This is a genomic window from Antarctobacter sediminis, from assembly GCF_019218285.1.
Lineage (GTDB): Bacteria > Pseudomonadota > Alphaproteobacteria > Rhodobacterales > Rhodobacteraceae > Antarctobacter > Antarctobacter sediminis.
In genome coordinates, this window is the sequence record NZ_JAHUZG010000001.1 from 178,999 (window position 1) to 194,767 (window position 15,769).

The 15,769-nt window shown below is 63.3% G+C and carries 15 protein-coding genes; 8 read left to right on the plus strand and 7 right to left on the minus strand.

Features of this window, described 5'->3' with window-relative positions; genetic code table 11:
* Positions 1-3 precede the first annotated feature (3 nt).
* From KJP30_RS00900 to KJP30_RS00910, 3 genes are all read left to right on the plus strand, one after another.
* Complete coding sequence (locus KJP30_RS00900) at positions 4-2,418, plus strand: DUF3772 domain-containing protein (RefSeq protein ID WP_246594319.1); 2,415 nt, start codon at positions 4-6, stop codon at positions 2,416-2,418.
* Positions 2,415-3,134, plus strand: coding sequence for an alanyl-tRNA editing protein (locus tag KJP30_RS00905; protein ID WP_218447081.1), 720 nt, complete (start codon positions 2,415-2,417; stop codon positions 3,132-3,134). The genes KJP30_RS00900 and KJP30_RS00905 overlap by 4 nt, the downstream gene beginning before the upstream one ends.
* Before the next feature lie 83 nt (positions 3,135-3,217).
* Positions 3,218-3,571 (plus strand): Rap1a family protein, encoded by a 354-nt coding sequence (locus KJP30_RS00910; RefSeq protein WP_218447082.1) that lies wholly within the window; start codon positions 3,218-3,220, stop codon positions 3,569-3,571.
* Positions 3,572-3,822: 251 nt separating this feature from the next.
* Here the strand turns inward: KJP30_RS00910 and KJP30_RS00915 are convergent, their stop codons facing one another.
* Genes KJP30_RS00915 through KJP30_RS00925 form a run of 3 tightly spaced genes read right to left on the minus strand, consistent with a single transcriptional unit; the run spans position 3,823 to position 6,021 of the window.
* Positions 3,823-4,236 carry a Fur family transcriptional regulator gene (locus tag KJP30_RS00915; protein ID WP_218447083.1) on the minus strand — a complete coding sequence of 138 codons (414 nt, stop codon included), beginning with the start codon at positions 4,234-4,236 and terminating at the stop codon, positions 3,823-3,825.
* Positions 4,233-5,159, minus strand: a complete 927-nt coding sequence (locus tag KJP30_RS00920) for a DMT family transporter (protein ID WP_218447084.1) — start codon at positions 5,157-5,159, stop codon at positions 4,233-4,235. The genes KJP30_RS00915 and KJP30_RS00920 overlap by 4 nt, the downstream gene beginning before the upstream one ends.
* Positions 5,160-5,166: 7 nt before the next feature.
* Complete coding sequence (locus KJP30_RS00925) at positions 5,167-6,021, minus strand: tellurite resistance TerB family protein (protein ID WP_218447085.1); 855 nt, start codon at positions 6,019-6,021, stop codon at positions 5,167-5,169.
* Between the two features lie 120 nt (positions 6,022-6,141).
* Between KJP30_RS00925 and KJP30_RS00930 the strand changes: the two genes are divergently transcribed.
* Positions 6,142-7,044: a DMT family transporter gene (locus tag KJP30_RS00930; RefSeq protein ID WP_218447086.1), complete on the plus strand. Its 903-nt coding sequence runs from the start codon at positions 6,142-6,144 to the stop codon at positions 7,042-7,044.
* 23 nt (positions 7,045-7,067) lie between these two features.
* Here KJP30_RS00930 and KJP30_RS00935 read toward each other — a convergent pair whose 3' ends face one another.
* From KJP30_RS00935 to KJP30_RS00950, 4 genes are all read right to left on the minus strand, one after another.
* Positions 7,068-8,486 (minus strand): protein adenylyltransferase SelO, encoded by a 1,419-nt coding sequence (locus tag KJP30_RS00935; protein WP_218447087.1) that lies wholly within the window; start codon positions 8,484-8,486, stop codon positions 7,068-7,070.
* Positions 8,487-8,558: 72 nt separating this feature from the next.
* On the minus strand, positions 8,559-9,005 hold the full coding sequence (locus KJP30_RS00940; RefSeq protein ID WP_218447088.1) for a GNAT family N-acetyltransferase: 447 nt from the start codon (positions 9,003-9,005) through the stop codon (positions 8,559-8,561).
* Positions 9,002-9,943, minus strand: coding sequence for a nucleoside hydrolase (locus tag KJP30_RS00945; RefSeq protein WP_218447089.1), 942 nt, complete (start codon positions 9,941-9,943; stop codon positions 9,002-9,004). The genes KJP30_RS00940 and KJP30_RS00945 overlap by 4 nt, the downstream gene beginning before the upstream one ends.
* 108 nt (positions 9,944-10,051) lie before the next feature.
* Positions 10,052-10,999 (minus strand): radical SAM protein, encoded by a 948-nt coding sequence (locus tag KJP30_RS00950; RefSeq protein WP_218447090.1) that lies wholly within the window; start codon positions 10,997-10,999, stop codon positions 10,052-10,054.
* 209 nt (positions 11,000-11,208) lie between these two features.
* Here KJP30_RS00950 and zwf point away from each other — a divergent pair, with 209 nt between their 5' ends.
* The 4 genes from zwf to KJP30_RS00970 all read left to right on the plus strand — a co-directional run bounded on the left by zwf (position 11,209) and on the right by KJP30_RS00970 (position 15,721).
* Entirely contained in the window at positions 11,209-12,663 is a 1,455-nt protein-coding gene (gene zwf, locus KJP30_RS00955; protein ID WP_218447091.1) for a glucose-6-phosphate dehydrogenase, read from the plus strand.
* A 27-nt stretch (positions 12,664-12,690) separates the two neighbouring features.
* Entirely contained in the window at positions 12,691-13,368 is a 678-nt protein-coding gene (pgl, locus tag KJP30_RS00960) for a 6-phosphogluconolactonase (RefSeq protein WP_218447092.1), read from the plus strand.
* A gap of 81 nt (positions 13,369-13,449) precedes the next feature.
* Positions 13,450-15,033, plus strand: a complete 1,584-nt coding sequence (gene pgi / locus KJP30_RS00965) for a glucose-6-phosphate isomerase (RefSeq protein WP_218447093.1) — start codon at positions 13,450-13,452, stop codon at positions 15,031-15,033.
* Positions 15,034-15,127: 94 nt separating this feature from the next.
* Positions 15,128-15,721 carry a PRC-barrel domain-containing protein gene (locus KJP30_RS00970; protein ID WP_218447094.1) on the plus strand — a complete coding sequence of 198 codons (594 nt, stop codon included), beginning with the start codon at positions 15,128-15,130 and terminating at the stop codon, positions 15,719-15,721.
* Positions 15,722-15,769 lie beyond the last annotated feature (48 nt).

Sequence of the window (15,769 nt, forward strand, 5' to 3'; positions counted from 1 at the left end):
CCGATGACCGTACTGCGGGCGCTTTCGGCGCTCATTCTTTCGCTGTTCCTGTGGTCCGCCTCTGTTTTGGCGCAACAACCGGGCGCGCCGGACTATACCGCGTGGGAGCCTCTGGCCTCGCGCGCGGAGGCGATGATCGACGCCGAGCGGGCCTCGGACGAACGGTTCGAGACCCTGCGTGCCCAGGTGGCGGACTGGCGGGAACAGTTTCTTGCCGCGCAGGGCGTCAATACCTCGCGCATCCAGACCTTGCAGGCGCAGCTTGAAGCACTTGGTCCCGAACCGGAAGACGGCACAGAGGCTGCCGATATTTCGGACCAGCGCACGGTTCTGAACAAGCAACTATCCGAGCAACGCGCCCCCGTCCTGCGGGCCGAAGCGGCCTATTCGCGGGCAAATGCCATTGTCGGAGAGATTGACCGCATCATCCGCGAACGGCAGGCCAGTGAACTGCTGGAGTTCGGCCCGTCGCCGTTGAACCCGGTGCATTGGCCTGGTGCCCTGCTGAACCTCAGGACGACCTTTACCACCCTCTGGACCGAGATCGTCGACAATGTCAGCACACCGGCCAACCGCCGGGCCGCGATGCAGAATGCGCCGATGGTGCTGCTGTACCTGCTGATCGGCGTGATGCTGATTGCACGCGGTGCTTATTGGGCCAAGGCCGGGGTGGACAAGCTGAGCGCGGGCACGCGGCGGGGGACGGGTGTGTTCCGCTTCCTCGTGTCTTTGGGGCAGATCCTTTTGCCCTATATCGGCGTCGTGATGCTGTTGCAGGCGGTCTCTGCCACCGGGTTTGCCGTGGACAACTGGAACGTCCTGTTGGGCAAACTGCCGTTCTGGGCCGCGATGCTGTTCGGCATCCGCTGGCTGGCGGATCAGGCGTTCAACAAGGATGACGAGATCGCGGCCCTGCCGCTTCCGGCCGAGGAACGGCCAACGGCACGTCGGCTGGCGAACCTTCTGGCCTTTCTCTATGTGATCGAGGACCTGGTCGCGACGCTGATCCAGGTCGACGGCTACCCGTCCGCCACAGCAGCCGTGTTGCAATTCCCGGTGCTGGTTCTGTCGGGCCTGTTGCTGGTCCGTCTGGGCCGCGTCCGGAACGAAGCGGCGATGGTCGGCTCTGCCGAGGCGCGCGAGGAAGGGGCGGGGGATTTCCGCCTGCGCTTTGCCAAGCTGTTGGGTCGTGTCGCCCAGATCGTCGGGATCATCGGGCCGGTCATGGCCGCCATCGGCTATTTCAAGGTGGGTGAGGCGCTGGTCTATCCGACGATTGCCACGCTGGCCTTGGTTGGCCTGATCATGGTCATCCAGAAGTTCATCAGCAACATCTATGAATTGCTGACCGGTCATCAGCCGGACAAGTCCGAAAGCCTGCTGCCTGTGCTGGCAGGCTTTGTCCTGTCGCTGATCGCGCTGCCGGTTCTTGCGCTGATCTGGGGCGCGCGTGTCGCTGACCTGACCGAAATCTGGGCACGTGCGCAGGAAGGCATCACGCTGGGCGATACCCGTATCTCGCCGACGTCGATCATCGTGGTGATCATCGTCTTTGCCGCGGGCTATATGCTTACGCGCCTGATGCAGGGGGCCTTGCGGACTTCGGTGCTGCCCAAGACCAGAATGGATCAGGGCGCACAGAACGCGATTGTCTCGGGTGTGGGATATGTCGGCGTCTTTCTTGCGGTGGTGATCTCTGTCACCGCGGGCGGATTGGATCTGTCCTCGTTGGCCATCGTTGCCGGTGCCCTTTCGGTTGGTATCGGTTTCGGCCTTCAGAACATCGTGTCGAACTTTGTGTCAGGGATCATCCTGCTGATCGAGCGGCCCATTGGCGAAGGCGACTGGATCGAGGTTGGCGGCACCCACGGGATCGTCAAGGACATCTCGGTGCGCTCGACGCGGGTGGAGACCTTTGACCGCTACGATGTCATCATCCCCAACGCGGATCTCGTGTCCGGGACGGTGTCGAACTACACGCGGGGCAATTCCCTTGGGCGGATCATCGTCGAGGTGGGCGTGGCCTATGGGTCTGACACGCGCAAGGTGGAACGCATCCTGCTGAACATCGCGCGGCAGCACGACATGGTGCTGATGAACCCGGCTCCTGCCGTGGATTTCATGGGCTTTGGCGCGGACTCGCTGGATTTCCGCATTCGGGCAATCCTGCGTGACGTGGGGCAGGGGCTGGCAGTGAAGACCGAGATGCGCCATCAGATCGTCGAGGAGTTCACCAAGGAGGGGATCGAGATTCCCTTTGCGCAGCGCGACCTGTGGTTGCGCAATCCCGATGCGCTGGCCGACGCGGTGGAAAGCCGCTGGACGGCAACGCAGAACGCCGAAGGCTCCAGCACTCCGCGCAAGTCCAATGCGGTTTTGGGTGATGAACGCGTGGCTGACGATGGGGACGAGGCGTGACGGCGCAGGCGCTTTACCTTGATGATCCCTATCTGCGCGACGCAGACGCCGAGGTGATCGCATTGACCGATGAGGGCGGCGTGGTGCTGTCCCGGTCGGTGTTTTACCCGACCGGCGGCGGCCAGCCCGGCGACAGCGGCTGGCTGGAATGGGGCAGTCAAAGCCTTCAGATCGCAACGGCCGTCAAAGGCGACGGCGGCGGGGCCGTTCTGGTGCCCGCCGAACCCGCGCGCTTGCCGCCCGTGGGCACCCGGGTCCAGCAGACGCTGGACTGGGAACGGCGGCACAGGCATATGCGCATCCACACTGCCTTGCACCTGCTAAGCGTGGTGATCCCCTTGCCGGTCACGGGTGGGCAGGTCGGCGCTGGAACCGGGCGATTGGATTTCCTGATGCCGGAGCCACCCGAGGACCGCGAGGCTGTGGAACAGGCGCTGAATCGGCTTGTCGACCGTGACCTTGAGGTCACCGAAGGCTGGATCAGTGAAGCGGAACTGGACGCACGCCCCGAGTTGATCAAGACCATGTCTGTCAAGCCGCCACGCGGTGCCGGAGAGATCCGGCTGGTGCGGATCGGCGTGGGCAGTGAGCAAGTGGACCTGCAACCCTGCGGCGGCACCCACGTGGCCCGAACAGGCGAGATCGGTGCCCTGAAACTGGGCAAGATCGAAAACAAGGGCAAGCAGAACCGGCGGGTGTATATCTCGCTGGCCTGACGCGTCGTGATGGCATGTCTGGGCAGAAGGGCGCTTTGGTCGTATCCTGCCCGGACAAGTCATGTTCGCCGGAGGCCCCAAAAATGCGTTTTATCCCATGCGTCGTGAGCCTGATGTCGCTCGGCCTGCCAGCAGCGGCGGACACCACAACCGAAGACTTCATCCAGAGTTGCCGCGATCTGCATCAGGGCCGGTCGGGCGGCGCGCACTGCGAAGCGATGCTGGAAGGCGCGCTTGGTGCATTCAGCCTGTTGGGCAAGGATTACTACCCGGTTTCGGCTGAGCTTGGTTACTGCCTGATGCCCGACATGACCCCGACCGAAGCCGCAACCGCGATCGTTCGCTATGTGGACCGGGATCCATCCTGTGCCCGGTTGGCGCATTTCTCGATGTGTATGAACCTTGCGTTTCGCGAGACCTACGAAGGGTCGTGTTGATCGGAACGTCGCGCGGCGGGCCGGAGGGACGTGTGAAACTTCGAGATTCACCAGAACGAAGATCTTCGTTCCGTATCCATTCCTCGTCCCGCCTTGTGCCTGACAGCCCCGTCCGCCTGTGCCAAGCAAAATAGCGGTATCCCGCCTTTCGGCGGGGCCCTCCGCGATTTGGCTTGTCCCATGCGCCCGGCGCCGTCTTGAGGCACGCGGGACGAGGGATGGCTCCGGAACGAAAATCCGCACCGCCGGGGTCAGCGTTTCTTGAGCGGGACGCCGTAGAGTTCCATCCGGTGGCCCTTGAGCCTGTAACCCAGTTTCTCGGCGATCTTTTCCTGAAGGGCCTCGATCTCGGGGTCGACGAATTCGATGACCTCGCCGCTGTTGAGGTCGATCAGGTGGTCGTGGTGTTCGCGTTCCGCGTCTTCGTAGCGAGCGCGCCCGTCGCCGAAATCTACGCGTTCGAGAATGCCCGCCTCTTCGAAGAGTTTGACCGTCCGGTAGACGGTGGCGATCGAGATATTGGGATCGCGCTCTGCGGCGCGGGCGTAGAGTTCCTCGACATCCGGGTGATCGGTGGCGTCTTCCAGCACGTCGGCGATGGTCCGGCGCTGTTCGGTCATGCGCAGGCCCTTGGCGGTGCAGCGGTCTAAAATGCTTTCGGTCATGGGCCCGGTGTCGTTGATCTGGCGCCTGTTTTAGGCAAAGGCGCGGTCGAGGCCAAGCCTCGAACGCGGCGGGTTCGGGCCACGTAAACCGCCAGCGTCGCCACGACAAGAGCGCCGCCGGCCATCATGCGGGGCGAAGGGGCTTCGCCGATGCCAAGCCAGACCCAAAGCGGCGCCAGCACGGTTTCCAGCAGCAACAGCAAGCTGACGTTCGCCGCCGAAGTGTGGCGCGAGGCCTGACTGAGCGCAAAGAAGGACAGCGGCAGGATCACACCGCCTGCCAAAAGGATTGCCCACAGCGCGCCCTGTGCCATAGCTGCGGGCCCGGTCATGCCCCAGCCAAGCGCCCCGGCAAGCAGCGCGCCGATGCCGATGACCAGCAACAGCGGCAGATCTGGGTGATGGCGCAAGGTGACGAAATTCAGTGCCAACGCAAAGGCCACGCCCAGACCGCAGGCCGCACCGGTCAGGGCGGCGGCATCCAGAGCGGCGGCGTCATGGTCGGTGACGGCGATGGTCAGCCCGGCCAGCACCAGCGTGATGGCGGCCCATGTCGCTGTCGAGGCGCGTTCGCCATACAGCAAATGCGCAAAGAGCGCCGACCAGACCGGGACCGTGGCCACGCCCAGCAATACTGGCGCAACCGGAGAGACCGCAATGCCGATGGGAAAAAGCGCCGCGTTAAGCGCGTGGCAGGCGATCACCAGCAGCGCCGTTGTGCCGCCGATCTGACGCAACTCGCCGCGCCGGTTGTGGCTGGTGATGGCCCAGGCCAGCAAAAAGATCGCGCCCATGAACAGGCCGCGCCACCCCAGCATCTGGAAACCGCTCATGCCCGAGAGCCGCAGAAGCAGCGCATCCGGTGTCAGAACCAGCGCCCCGGCCAATGCAAGGCCAAGGCCGAAGCCCGTGTTTCGGTTCATACCGGGATCAGCCGTAGAGTGGTTGCAAGCCCATCTGCATGTGCAACATGTTGACCATGGCCTCTTCCAGTTGCATCGCCCGCGCCAACCGGTCCAGATAGTCGGCTTCGGCCTGCGTATCGACACGGATGGTCATCAGCGAGGCGGAATAGACCTGCATGCGCTGTGCCTCGGGGACATCGGCCGCCAGCGCCTCGGGGTCGACTGGAGCCTTGAGCTGGGTCTCGACAAAGGCCCGATCCGAGGCGTCGGCATCATCGCCCAGCGTGTCGAGAATGCGGGCCTGTTCGGCCTTGTCGATGCCGCCGTCGGCCTTGGCGGCCATGATCATGGCGCGCAACATCAGGGCGGCGGCCGCTTCGGCCTCGGGGGCGGTGTCCTGCGCCTTCATTGCATCCAGAAACCCCGCGGCGCCCTTGCCCTGCGCATCGGCGGCGGAGCCTGCAAAGGCCGCCAGCATCCCGGCCAGCCCGGTGCCACCGGCACCCAGCTGGCCCAGCAAGCCATCCCCTTTGGCGCCCCCGGTGTTGCCAAGTATCGACGACAGGTCCATGCCGCCGGATTGCAGGCTTTTCATCATGTCGGCCAAGGGGTTGCCCGCGCCGCCCGCAGTCGGGGGCATTCCGGGGAAACCGCTTTTCTGCGCTGTCTCCATCATTTCCTGCAACCCGCCGCCCTGTGGCATCTGACCGCTCATCATCTTGCCCATCTGCGCCTGCATCTGTGCTGCCGGTGTCTTGGCGGGTACCTGTGCGCCGCCCCCCAGAAGCGCGCCAAGCCCTTGTCCGCCAGACAGCCGATCCACGCCGCGTGCGGCGGCATATCCGATGGCGACCTTGGCCAGTGTTCCCATGAGACCCATAAGGCTTCTCCTCCTTGCCGATGATGTACCTGCACCGACTGTGACAGATGTCTGCGCCTGCGCACAGGGGAACTGTCGTTCGCAGATTGACCTTGTCGGTTCGCGGGTGTCCAAGGGGGCATGGAACGCAAGGATCAGATGGATCTGGCCGGAGCCGTTGGGATGGTGGTCTTCGCCAGCCTGCTGGCCTTCAACCAGGTGGCAATCAAGTTTACCAATGCCGGCTTCGGGCCGGTTTTTGCGGCGGGGGTCCGTTCGGGGCTGGCGCTGCTGGTGTTGGGCCTGTGGCTGAAATTCAGCGGTCGCCGTATCGGCGGGCTGCGCCGGACGCTGTGGCCGGGGCTGATGCTGGGCGGCCTGTTCAGCGTCGAGTTCATCTTTCTGTTTTCGTCGCTGGACATGACCAGCGTGTCGCGTGCTTCGATCACCTTTTACGCCATGCCTGTCTGGCTGGCGATTGTGGCGCATTTCACCCTGCCGGGCGAGCGCCTGTCGGCCCGGCGCTTGCTGGGGCTGGTTCTGGCCATGGCGGGCGTGGCCTGGGCGCTGGCCGATCCGCAAAGCCGGGGCGGAGGAGACATCCGTGGCGACCTTTTGGCGCTGCTTGCCTCCTGGGCCTGGGCAGGGATTGCGCTGACCGTGCGGCTGACCCGCGTGTCGGAGCTGAACGCCGAGGGGCAGCTTTTCTGGCAGCTTGCCGTCTCTGCCGTGGTGCTATGTGCCCTTGCGCCTTTGTTCGGGCCATTGATGCGCGACACCGATCTGCTGAGCCTGTTCGGCTTGGGCTTTGGCGTCTTTGTGGCCTCGTTGGGATTTTTGTTCTGGTTGCGGCTGATGGCGATCTATCCGGCGTCGGACATTGCCTCGTTCAGCTTTCTGTCGCCCGTCATGGCAGTTGGCTTTGGCTGGCTGGTCTTTGACGAACCGGTTGGCATCGGTTTCATCGGTGCGCTGGTGCTGGTGGCGGTGGGGATCGTTCTGATCAACCGCCGGCGCAAACGGCCGGCGGTGACAGTGACCTGATCCGCCGGGGCGGCGGGCCGTAATCAGGTTCCGCAGAAGGTTGCCCGCACCTTTTCATGATTGGCCGGGGCCTGACGCAGATCTGCGAAGTCATCGTTCTCGGCCATCGGGGTGGCAAGCGCGGCGTTCAGTCGGTGGAACGGAGCGTCATCGCCCTCAACGGCGGCGTCGATCATCTGTTCGATCCGATGGTTGCGCGGGATCAGAACGGGGTTCACCGCCCGCATCAGCCCGTGCGGATTGTCCTCTTGGTCCAGCCGCTTTTGCCATCGTACCTGCCAGTCGGCAAAGCCGTCGCGGTCGGCGATCTGGTCCTTGGCTGTCCCCTCGCTCAACGCGCGGAAGGTGTTGGTGAAATCCGAACCTCCCGTCTGCATCAGCGTCAGCAATTCGCCGATCAGGTCGAGATCGTCCTCGGTGGCGTCATGCAGGCCGATCTTTTGACCAAAGCGCTTGCGCCAGTGGCGGCGCAGCAGGTCTGGCATGGCATGAACGGCGGATGTGAAATCCTCGATCGCCTTGTCCGTGTCTGGCATCAGCGGCACCAGGGCGGTCGCCAGTTGCGCCATGTTCCACACGATGATGTCCGCCTGCGCGGCATAGCCATAACGACCGAAGCGGTCGATGGAGGAAAATACCGTGTCCGGGTCATAGGCATCCATAAAAGCGCAGGGCCCATAGTCGATGGTTTCGCCGGACAGCGCGCAGTTGTCCGTGTTCATCACACCATGGATAAAGCCGACCGCCATCCAGCGCGTGACCAGATCGGCCTGCCGGTCAATCACCGCTTTCAGCAGGTCCAACGGATCGCGTGCCTGCGGATAATGGCGTTCGACGGTGTAGTCGAACAGGGTTTGCAGGCGGTCGTTGTCACGCCGGGCCGAAAACACCTGAAAGGTGCCGACACGGATATGGCTTTGCGCAACGCGGGTCAGGACCGCGCCGGGCAGGGGGCGTTCGCGGATCACCTCTTCGCCGGTGCGGGTGGCAGCAAGCGCGCGGGTGGTCGGGATGCCAAGCGCATGCATCGCCTCGGAGACGACGTATTCGCGCAGAACCGGCCCCAGCCAGGCGCGTCCGTCGCCGCGCCTCGAGAAAGGCGTGGGACCGGAGCCCTTGAGCTGAATATCCCGGCGTATGCCGTCGCTGCCCACGACCTCGCCCAGAAGCAGGGCGCGCCCGTCGCCCAGTTGCGGGTTGAACTGGCCGAACTGGTGGCCGGCGTAGAGCTGTGCCAGCGGTTCGGCCCCGTCCGGCAGCGCATTTCCAGAGAACAGCGCGGCAAGGGCCGGATCATCTTCGCCGGTGATGCCCAGCAACTGCGCCAGCGGCTGGTTGAAGGCAACGGTTTGCGGGGCCTTGACCGGGGTCGGGCGCTGCCGGGCGAAGAAGCCGTCAGGCAGGCGGGCAAAGCTGTTGTCAAAGGGGATGTGCAGGGTCATGTGCGGGATATAGGCGGGCCGGGCCGTCTGTGCCAGATCAGGCGGCGGACTGGCGCGCCCGTGCAGGCGGGGTCACAGGGTGCGGGACATGAAAATATAGCGGTCCCGCGCCTCGAAACGGGCACGGCCATAGAAACGGCGGGCGCGGTCATCTTCGCGATCGACCTCAAGGTGCAAGGCGCGGACACCGGCTTGTTTCATCGCTTTGGCAATTCCGTCCAGCGCCTCCAGTCCCATGCCGCGGCCACGCACGGCGGGCCGGATAAAGATCTCGTCGACGATGGCGTCCAGACCGCCGAATTCCACCGACCAGCCGAAAGTCAGCACAATATAGCCCACCGGCGCGCGGCGCGGCCCGATCAGCCAGACCGCCCCGTGCGGCGACCCCTGCAAAAGCGGTGCCACCGCCTGCGCACGGTGTTCGGCATCCGTGTCAAAGCCCATTTCAGAATGAAAGGCGGCGACAAGCGGCAGCAATTTGTCCGCGTCGTCTTCGCCTGCGAGATGCAGGGATTTCATAGGCGCGCGAGCCTTTCGGTCAGCAAGTCAAAGAAGCCGTCCGCGTCCAGATCGCCGATAAAGGTCGCATTTGCGGGTCGGTCCGTGACCCCCCACCAGTCCGCGACTGTCATCCCGCGTGTCAACGGCGATTGGGTTTCGATCTCGACATTGATGAAACGTCCGGTGAAGAGCTCGGGCCGGATCAGGTAGGCGGTCACGCAGGGATCATGCAGGGGGGCACCCTTGGACCCGTATTTGGCTTTGTCGAACCGTTCGAAGAAATCGGTCATCTGCGCCACGGCCAGCCCCACCGGGGTTCCAAGATCGCGGAAGGCTTCGTTCCGGGGTGTCGTCACCAGCGCCTTGTGCGTCACATCCAACGGCATCACGGTGATCGGTGCGCCGGATTTAAACACGATTTCAGCGGCTTCCGGGTCGACGTAAATGTTGAACTCAGCCGCCGGGGTGATGTTGCCCACTTCGAAATAGGCGCCACCCATCAGAACGATCTCGCGGATGCGGGGCGCGATGTCAGGGGCTTTTTGCAGGGCTGTGCCGATATTGGTCAGAGGCCCCAAGGGGCAGAGCGTCACTGTTCCGGCCGGTTGGCTGCGAAGCGTTTCGATGATGAAATCGACCGCATGTTGCGGTTGTACCGGCATGGTGGGTTCAGGCAGGTCCGGACCGTCCAGCCCGGTTTTGCCATGCACATGCTCGGCGGTCACAAGCTCATGCGCCAGTGGCCGGTCACAGCCGGAATAGATCGGCGTTTCCGTCTTCCCGGCCAGTTCACAGACCTTGCGCGCGTTCTTGAGCGTCAGGTCCAGCGGGACATTGCCCGCGACCGCAGTAATGCCCAGAACCTCGATCTCTTCGGGCGAGGCCAGCGCCAGCAGGATGGCGACGGCGTCGTCTTGTCCGGGGTCGGTGTCGATGATGATCTTGCGCGGTGACATCTGGCGTTCTCCTGCTCGTTGAGCGAGCAGTGACATGCGGGCGGTGGCGGCGCAAGGCGGTTCGCGGTTTCGGCAAGGGCTTGCCGGGGCGTGGCGGGCAGGGTGCCGTTACGCCGAACAGCTTGCCCCGCCAAGGACGCAGAATTTGGCGCAATGGGGATGATTCAAAGGCACATCGCGTTCAGCCTGTTCAAGGGTTTGACCCATGTCGAACTGGTCCTCGTAAGGCAGCAGGGTGCAGGCCACGACGGACGGGCTGTCAGCGCCCTTGCGTTTCACGACCATGCGGGACGAGGCGCACATGATGTCATCGGGGGATTTGTTCAGGATGCCCCAACAAGCGGTTGTGATCTCGGGCACTTCGACGGTTAGGTCCATTTCCGGGAACAGAACGCATTGACTGGGGTCGCGCGCGTCGATGGCGAATCCTTCCGCCTCGAACACCCGGGCAAAGCCGTCACGGGCGCTGGCGTCGTCTTCGTCCCACATGGTCCGCCCGGCCACTGTCATGCGGATGCCCGCGTCGCGCAGCCAACGCATGCCTTCGATCGTCTTGTCATAAGTGCCGGCACCGCGTTCGGCGTCATGATTGGCGGCGGACCAATGGTCCAGTGAGATACGCAGGGTCAGGCGGTCTCCATGCTGCGTCTGCAATTCCTCCAGACCCTTGCGGACCGAAGGACGCATCATCGGACGCATGGCATTGGTGAGGATCAGAACCTCGTACCCACGGTCAAGACAGCGGCGTGTCATCTCGATCATCTGGGGGTTCATGAAGGGCTCGCCACCGGTAAAGCCGATCTCTCGCACGCCCCAATTGCGCGCTTTCAACTGATCCAGATAGTCGCTGACCTCGTCCGCGGTGATATAGACCAACCTGTCGTTTTCAGGCGAACTTTCGATGTAGCAGTTCAGGCACTCGATGTTGCAGAGTGTCCCGGTATTGAACCACAGAGTCTGAGGGTTGCTGAGGGCCACATGGGCACGAGGTTCGCCTTTGGCGGTGACTGTGGGGTTTTCGAACTTGCCAGCGTTGGCGGCGGCGGAGTCTTTCATGGGGCGTCCTTCGCGTCGTTCCCAAAGGCCTAGGCGGAAGGCAGTTGAGGTGCCAGTCCCAAGATTTTTCCTGACGCCATTGTGAAGGGGCACATGGATGTTAGACTTTCATCTGCACATGGGGTATGCGGTGCACGAATGTAAACGTTAGCGCTAACGGGCGCTGCCAAAGGCGGGCGTTCCCGCCAAGTTGGAAAGGCACGGGACTCATGGTTTCACGCGTTATTCCGGTCGACCCTTTCGATCTGGTGATCTTTGGTGCGACGGGCGATCTGGCCCGCCGCAAGATCCTGCCCGGGCTGTTCCGGCGATTCTGTAGCGGGCAGATGCCCGACGGCGCGCGCATCATCGGCGCTGCCCGGTCCGAGATGGACGGTGCAGGATTCCGTCGCATGGTGGCCGAAGCAGTGGCCGAGTTCGGTGGCGGTCGCCATTGCGAGGACGGCACGCTGGAACAGTTCCTCGAACGGGTGGAATACGAACCGGTTGACGCCATGGGGGATGGCGGCTGGGAGGCATTGAAACGGCACCTGCGCCCGGATTGTGTACGCGCTTTCTATTTCTCGGTCGGGCCGTCGCTGTTCGGCGCCTTGGCAGAGCGGTTGCGTTCCTTCGGGCTGGCCGATGATGACAGCCGGGTCGTTGTCGAAAAACCCTTTGGCCATGACCTTGAAAGCGCGCGGGCGCTGAACGTCACGCTGCGGACCCATTTCGCCGAAGATCAGATCTATCGGATCGACCACTACCTTGGCAAAGAAACCGTGCAGAACCTGATGGCGGTCCGGTTCGGCAACATGCTGTTTGAACCTCTGTGGAATGCGCAATACGTCGATCATATCCAGATCACGGTGGCCGAAACCGTCGATGTTGGCGGGCGCGGGGGGTATTATGACAAGTCAGGCGCCATGCGGGACATGGTGCAGAACCACCTGATGCAGCTCTTGTGCCTGATCGCGATGGAGCCGCCGGCGCGCTTCGAACCAGACGCGGTGCGGGACGAAAAACTCAAGGTGATCAGGGCACTGGATCCGGTGGATTACCACCACATCGTGCGCGGCCAATACAGCGCCGACGAGGAACAGCCCGGCTATCGGGAACACGTGGACAACCCGCGGTCCACCACCGAAAGCTTTGTGGCGATGAAGTGCCATATTTCCAACTGGCGATGGGCGGGTACGCCCTTTTACCTGCGGACCGGCAAAAAGCTGCGGGCGCGGGCCTCGGAAATCGCGGTTGTCTTCAAGGATGCGCCGCATTCGATCTTTGGTCCCGAGGCCGGAACCCATCGCAACGTTCTGTCGATCCGGCTGCAACCGAACGAAGGCATGACGCTGGGTGTGACCATCAAGGAACCGGGGCCGGGGGGCATGCGTCTGGTTGACGTGCCGTTGGACATGAGCTTTGCCGAGGCGCTGGGACCAGAGGCCGAGGAAGTGCCAGACGCCTATGAGCGGTTGATCATGGACGTGATCCGGGGCAATCAGACCTTGTTCATGCGCGGCGACGAGGTCGAGGCCGCCTGGGCCTGGACCGATCCGATCATCGCCGGATGGCAGAGCCGTGGCGAAGTGCCCAAGCCCTATGATCCCGGATCGGCCGGACCGGAAGATGCGCTGATGCTGATGCATCGGGACGGGCGCCGCTGGCGCGAAATCCGCGCGTGAGCCGAGCCAACCGAAGGAGGCGCAGGCATGAACTATGAATTCCTCACCTACCAGGATCGCGAGATGCTGGCCATCGACCTTGCCAACCAGCTTGCGGGTGAGTTGCGTCAGGCGCTGTCGCAGAACGACAGGGTGGCTTTTGCCGTGCCCGGCGGTACATCGCCGGGACCTGTCTTTGACGACCTGAATAATGTCGATCTGGACTGGTCGCGGGTGGATGTCATGTTGACCGACGAACGCTGGGTGCCCGAGGATCATGCCCGGTCCAACACAGGATTGCTGCGCGAACGCCTGCTGACGAACCGGGCGGCGGCGGCGGGATACCTGCCGCTTTATGCGCCCGCTGAAGAACCCGAGGGCGTGCTGGCGGCTCTTGAGGAACCGATTGCAAGGGAATTGCCCTTGGCGGTGGTCTTGCTGGGCATGGGGGCGGACATGCATACCGCATCGCTGTTTCCCGGCGCGGACCGTCTGCAAGAGGCGCTGTCGTCCAAGGCGCCGATCCTTCTGCCCATGCGCGCGCCCGGTGCGCCCGAACCGCGCATCACGCTGAGCGCGCCGGTGCTGAATGGCGCACTGTCCAAACATGTGCTGATCTTTGGCGAGGAAAAGCGGGCGGCGCTGGAGGCCGCGCGCGGCAAACCCGCGCTTGAAGCTCCGATTAACGCTGTCCTGAGCGAAGCCAAGGTTCACTGGGCACCGTAGTCGCAAATCTGACATCTGCCGCCTGATATTGGGCGGGAAAGCATTTTCAACGGCCGCGAGAACGGCGGCGAGGGAGACGGAATGTTCGAGGATCTCAAGGCATTGGCGGCGGGCATCGGCGATCGCCGGATCGAGGATCAATTCGCGGATGACACCCGGGCCGCGGCGTTCAGCCTTCGCGCCGAAGGCATGTTGTTCGACTACTCGAAAACCCAGATCGACCCCGAAGTGCGCAGCGCGCTGCTTGCGTTGGCCGAGGCGCGCGGCGTGGCCGAACGCCGCGACGCGATGTTCGCGGGCGCACGGATCAATGAAACCGAAGGCCGGGCCGTGCTGCATACCGCATTGCGCAATCTGGACGGCGCGCCGGTCGAGGTGGACGGCGTCGACGTCATGCCACCTGTGCTGAACACGCTGGGGCGAATGCAGGCACTGGCGCGTGACATCCGGGCCTCGGACGTGACGGATGTGGTGAATATCGGGATTGGCGGATCGGACCTTGGGCCGGTCATGGCGGTATTGGCGCTGGCACCTTACCATGACGGTCCGCGCACGCATTTCGTGTCCAACGTGGACGGTGCGGATATTGCCGATACGCTGGCAGGCTGTGATCCGGAAAGGACGATCTTCATCGTCGCGTCCAAGACCTTTACCACCATCGAGACCATGACCAACGCCCGCACGGCCAAGGATTGGCTGGCAGCCAAGGGAGTTTCGGATGCGGGCAAGTTCATCGCCCTGTCGTCGAACCTTGAAAAGGCGGCAGAGTTCGGCATCCCCGCAGAGCGTGTCTTTGGTTTCGAGGATTGGGTTGGCGGGCGCTATTCCGTCTGGGGACCGATCGGCTTGTCGCTGATGCTGGCGGTCGGCCCCGAGCATTTCCGCGCCTTCCTGACCGGCGGCATGAAGATGGACCGCCATTTCCAAAGCGCGCCGCTGGCCGAAAACATGCCGGTTCTGCTGGCGTTGGTGGGGATCTGGCACAATCAGGTGCTGGGGCACGCGACACGCGCGGTGCTGCCTTATGACAACCGGTTGATGCGCCTGCCGGCCTATCTGCAACAACTGGAAATGGAATCGAACGGCAAGGGCGTCAGCATGGATGGCGCAGATCTGCCTTATGAATCCGGGCCAGTGGTCTGGGGCGAGCCGGGCACGAATGGCCAGCATGCCTTTTACCAGTTGATCCATCAGGGCACGCGGGTCATCCCGGCAGAGTTCCTTGTGGCCGCGCAGGGGCATGAGCCTGAGCTCAAGCACCATCACGACTTGCTGGTTGCCAATTGCCTTGCCCAGTCCGAGGCGCTGATGCGGGGCCGGTCGCTCGACGAGGCGCGCGCCAAGGTGGCGGGCAAGTTCGAAGGTGACGAGTTGGAACGGCAGGCGCGGCACCGGGTGTTCCCGGGCAATCGGCCGTCGACGACGCTGATCTATCCGCTGCTTGATCCCGAAACACTGGGCAAGATCATCGCGCTGTATGAACACCGGGTTTTTGTCGAAGGCGTGATCCTTGGCATCAACTCTTTCGATCAATGGGGCGTCGAACTGGGCAAGGAACTTGCCACCGCTCTGGGACCGATGGTGACAGGTGCGGCCAAGGTCGAAGGCAAGGACGGGTCCACCGCCCAACTTTTGAGCTTCGTGCATACGCACGGTCGCGGATGAAGTTCCCTGAAAGGGAAAAAATATAGCGTGGAACGACAGGGGAAAATCGCGGGTTAGTCAGCCAGATCAAACGGAAACAAGGAAGGAATTCGACATGAACCGCTTCATGATGACCGTTGCTGCTACTGCCCTGATCCCCGCGGCTGCCTTTGCAGAAAGCCACGCGACAGGGGACACCATGGACCCGGCTGCGGACCCGGTGCCGATGGAACAAGCCGACCCGATGGCAGCCGACCCTGCCGCCGAAACCGATGCTCCGGACATGACCGACAAGGACGTGGCCGAAGACGCGGACCCGATGACGCCGAAACCGGTGCCCTCGGACATGGCCAAGGCTGATGGCGCCAGCCAATCCGGCCTGATGGCTCCGGTCAAGGCTTCGGTGATCATCGGTGCGCCGATCTACACGCTTTCCGAGACCGGGGAGGCCGAATGGGACGCCAGCGTACGCTACGAGGCCGTGGCCGACGAATGGACACGCATCGGGTCGATCGACGATTTCGTCGTCGATGAAAGCGGCAAGATCACCGGTCTTGTCGCCGAGGTCGGCGGCTTTCTGGGGCTGGGGGACACTTTTGTCCTGCTGCCGCTGGACGAAGCAAAGATGGTGATGGTGAGCGAAACCTCCTACGCGGTGGTCACACCCTTCACCGGTGACCAACTGGCCGATATGGAGCGCGTTCAGTAATCGAACGCCTGCTTGAATGCGGAACGCCCGGGGTCCACTCCCCCGGGC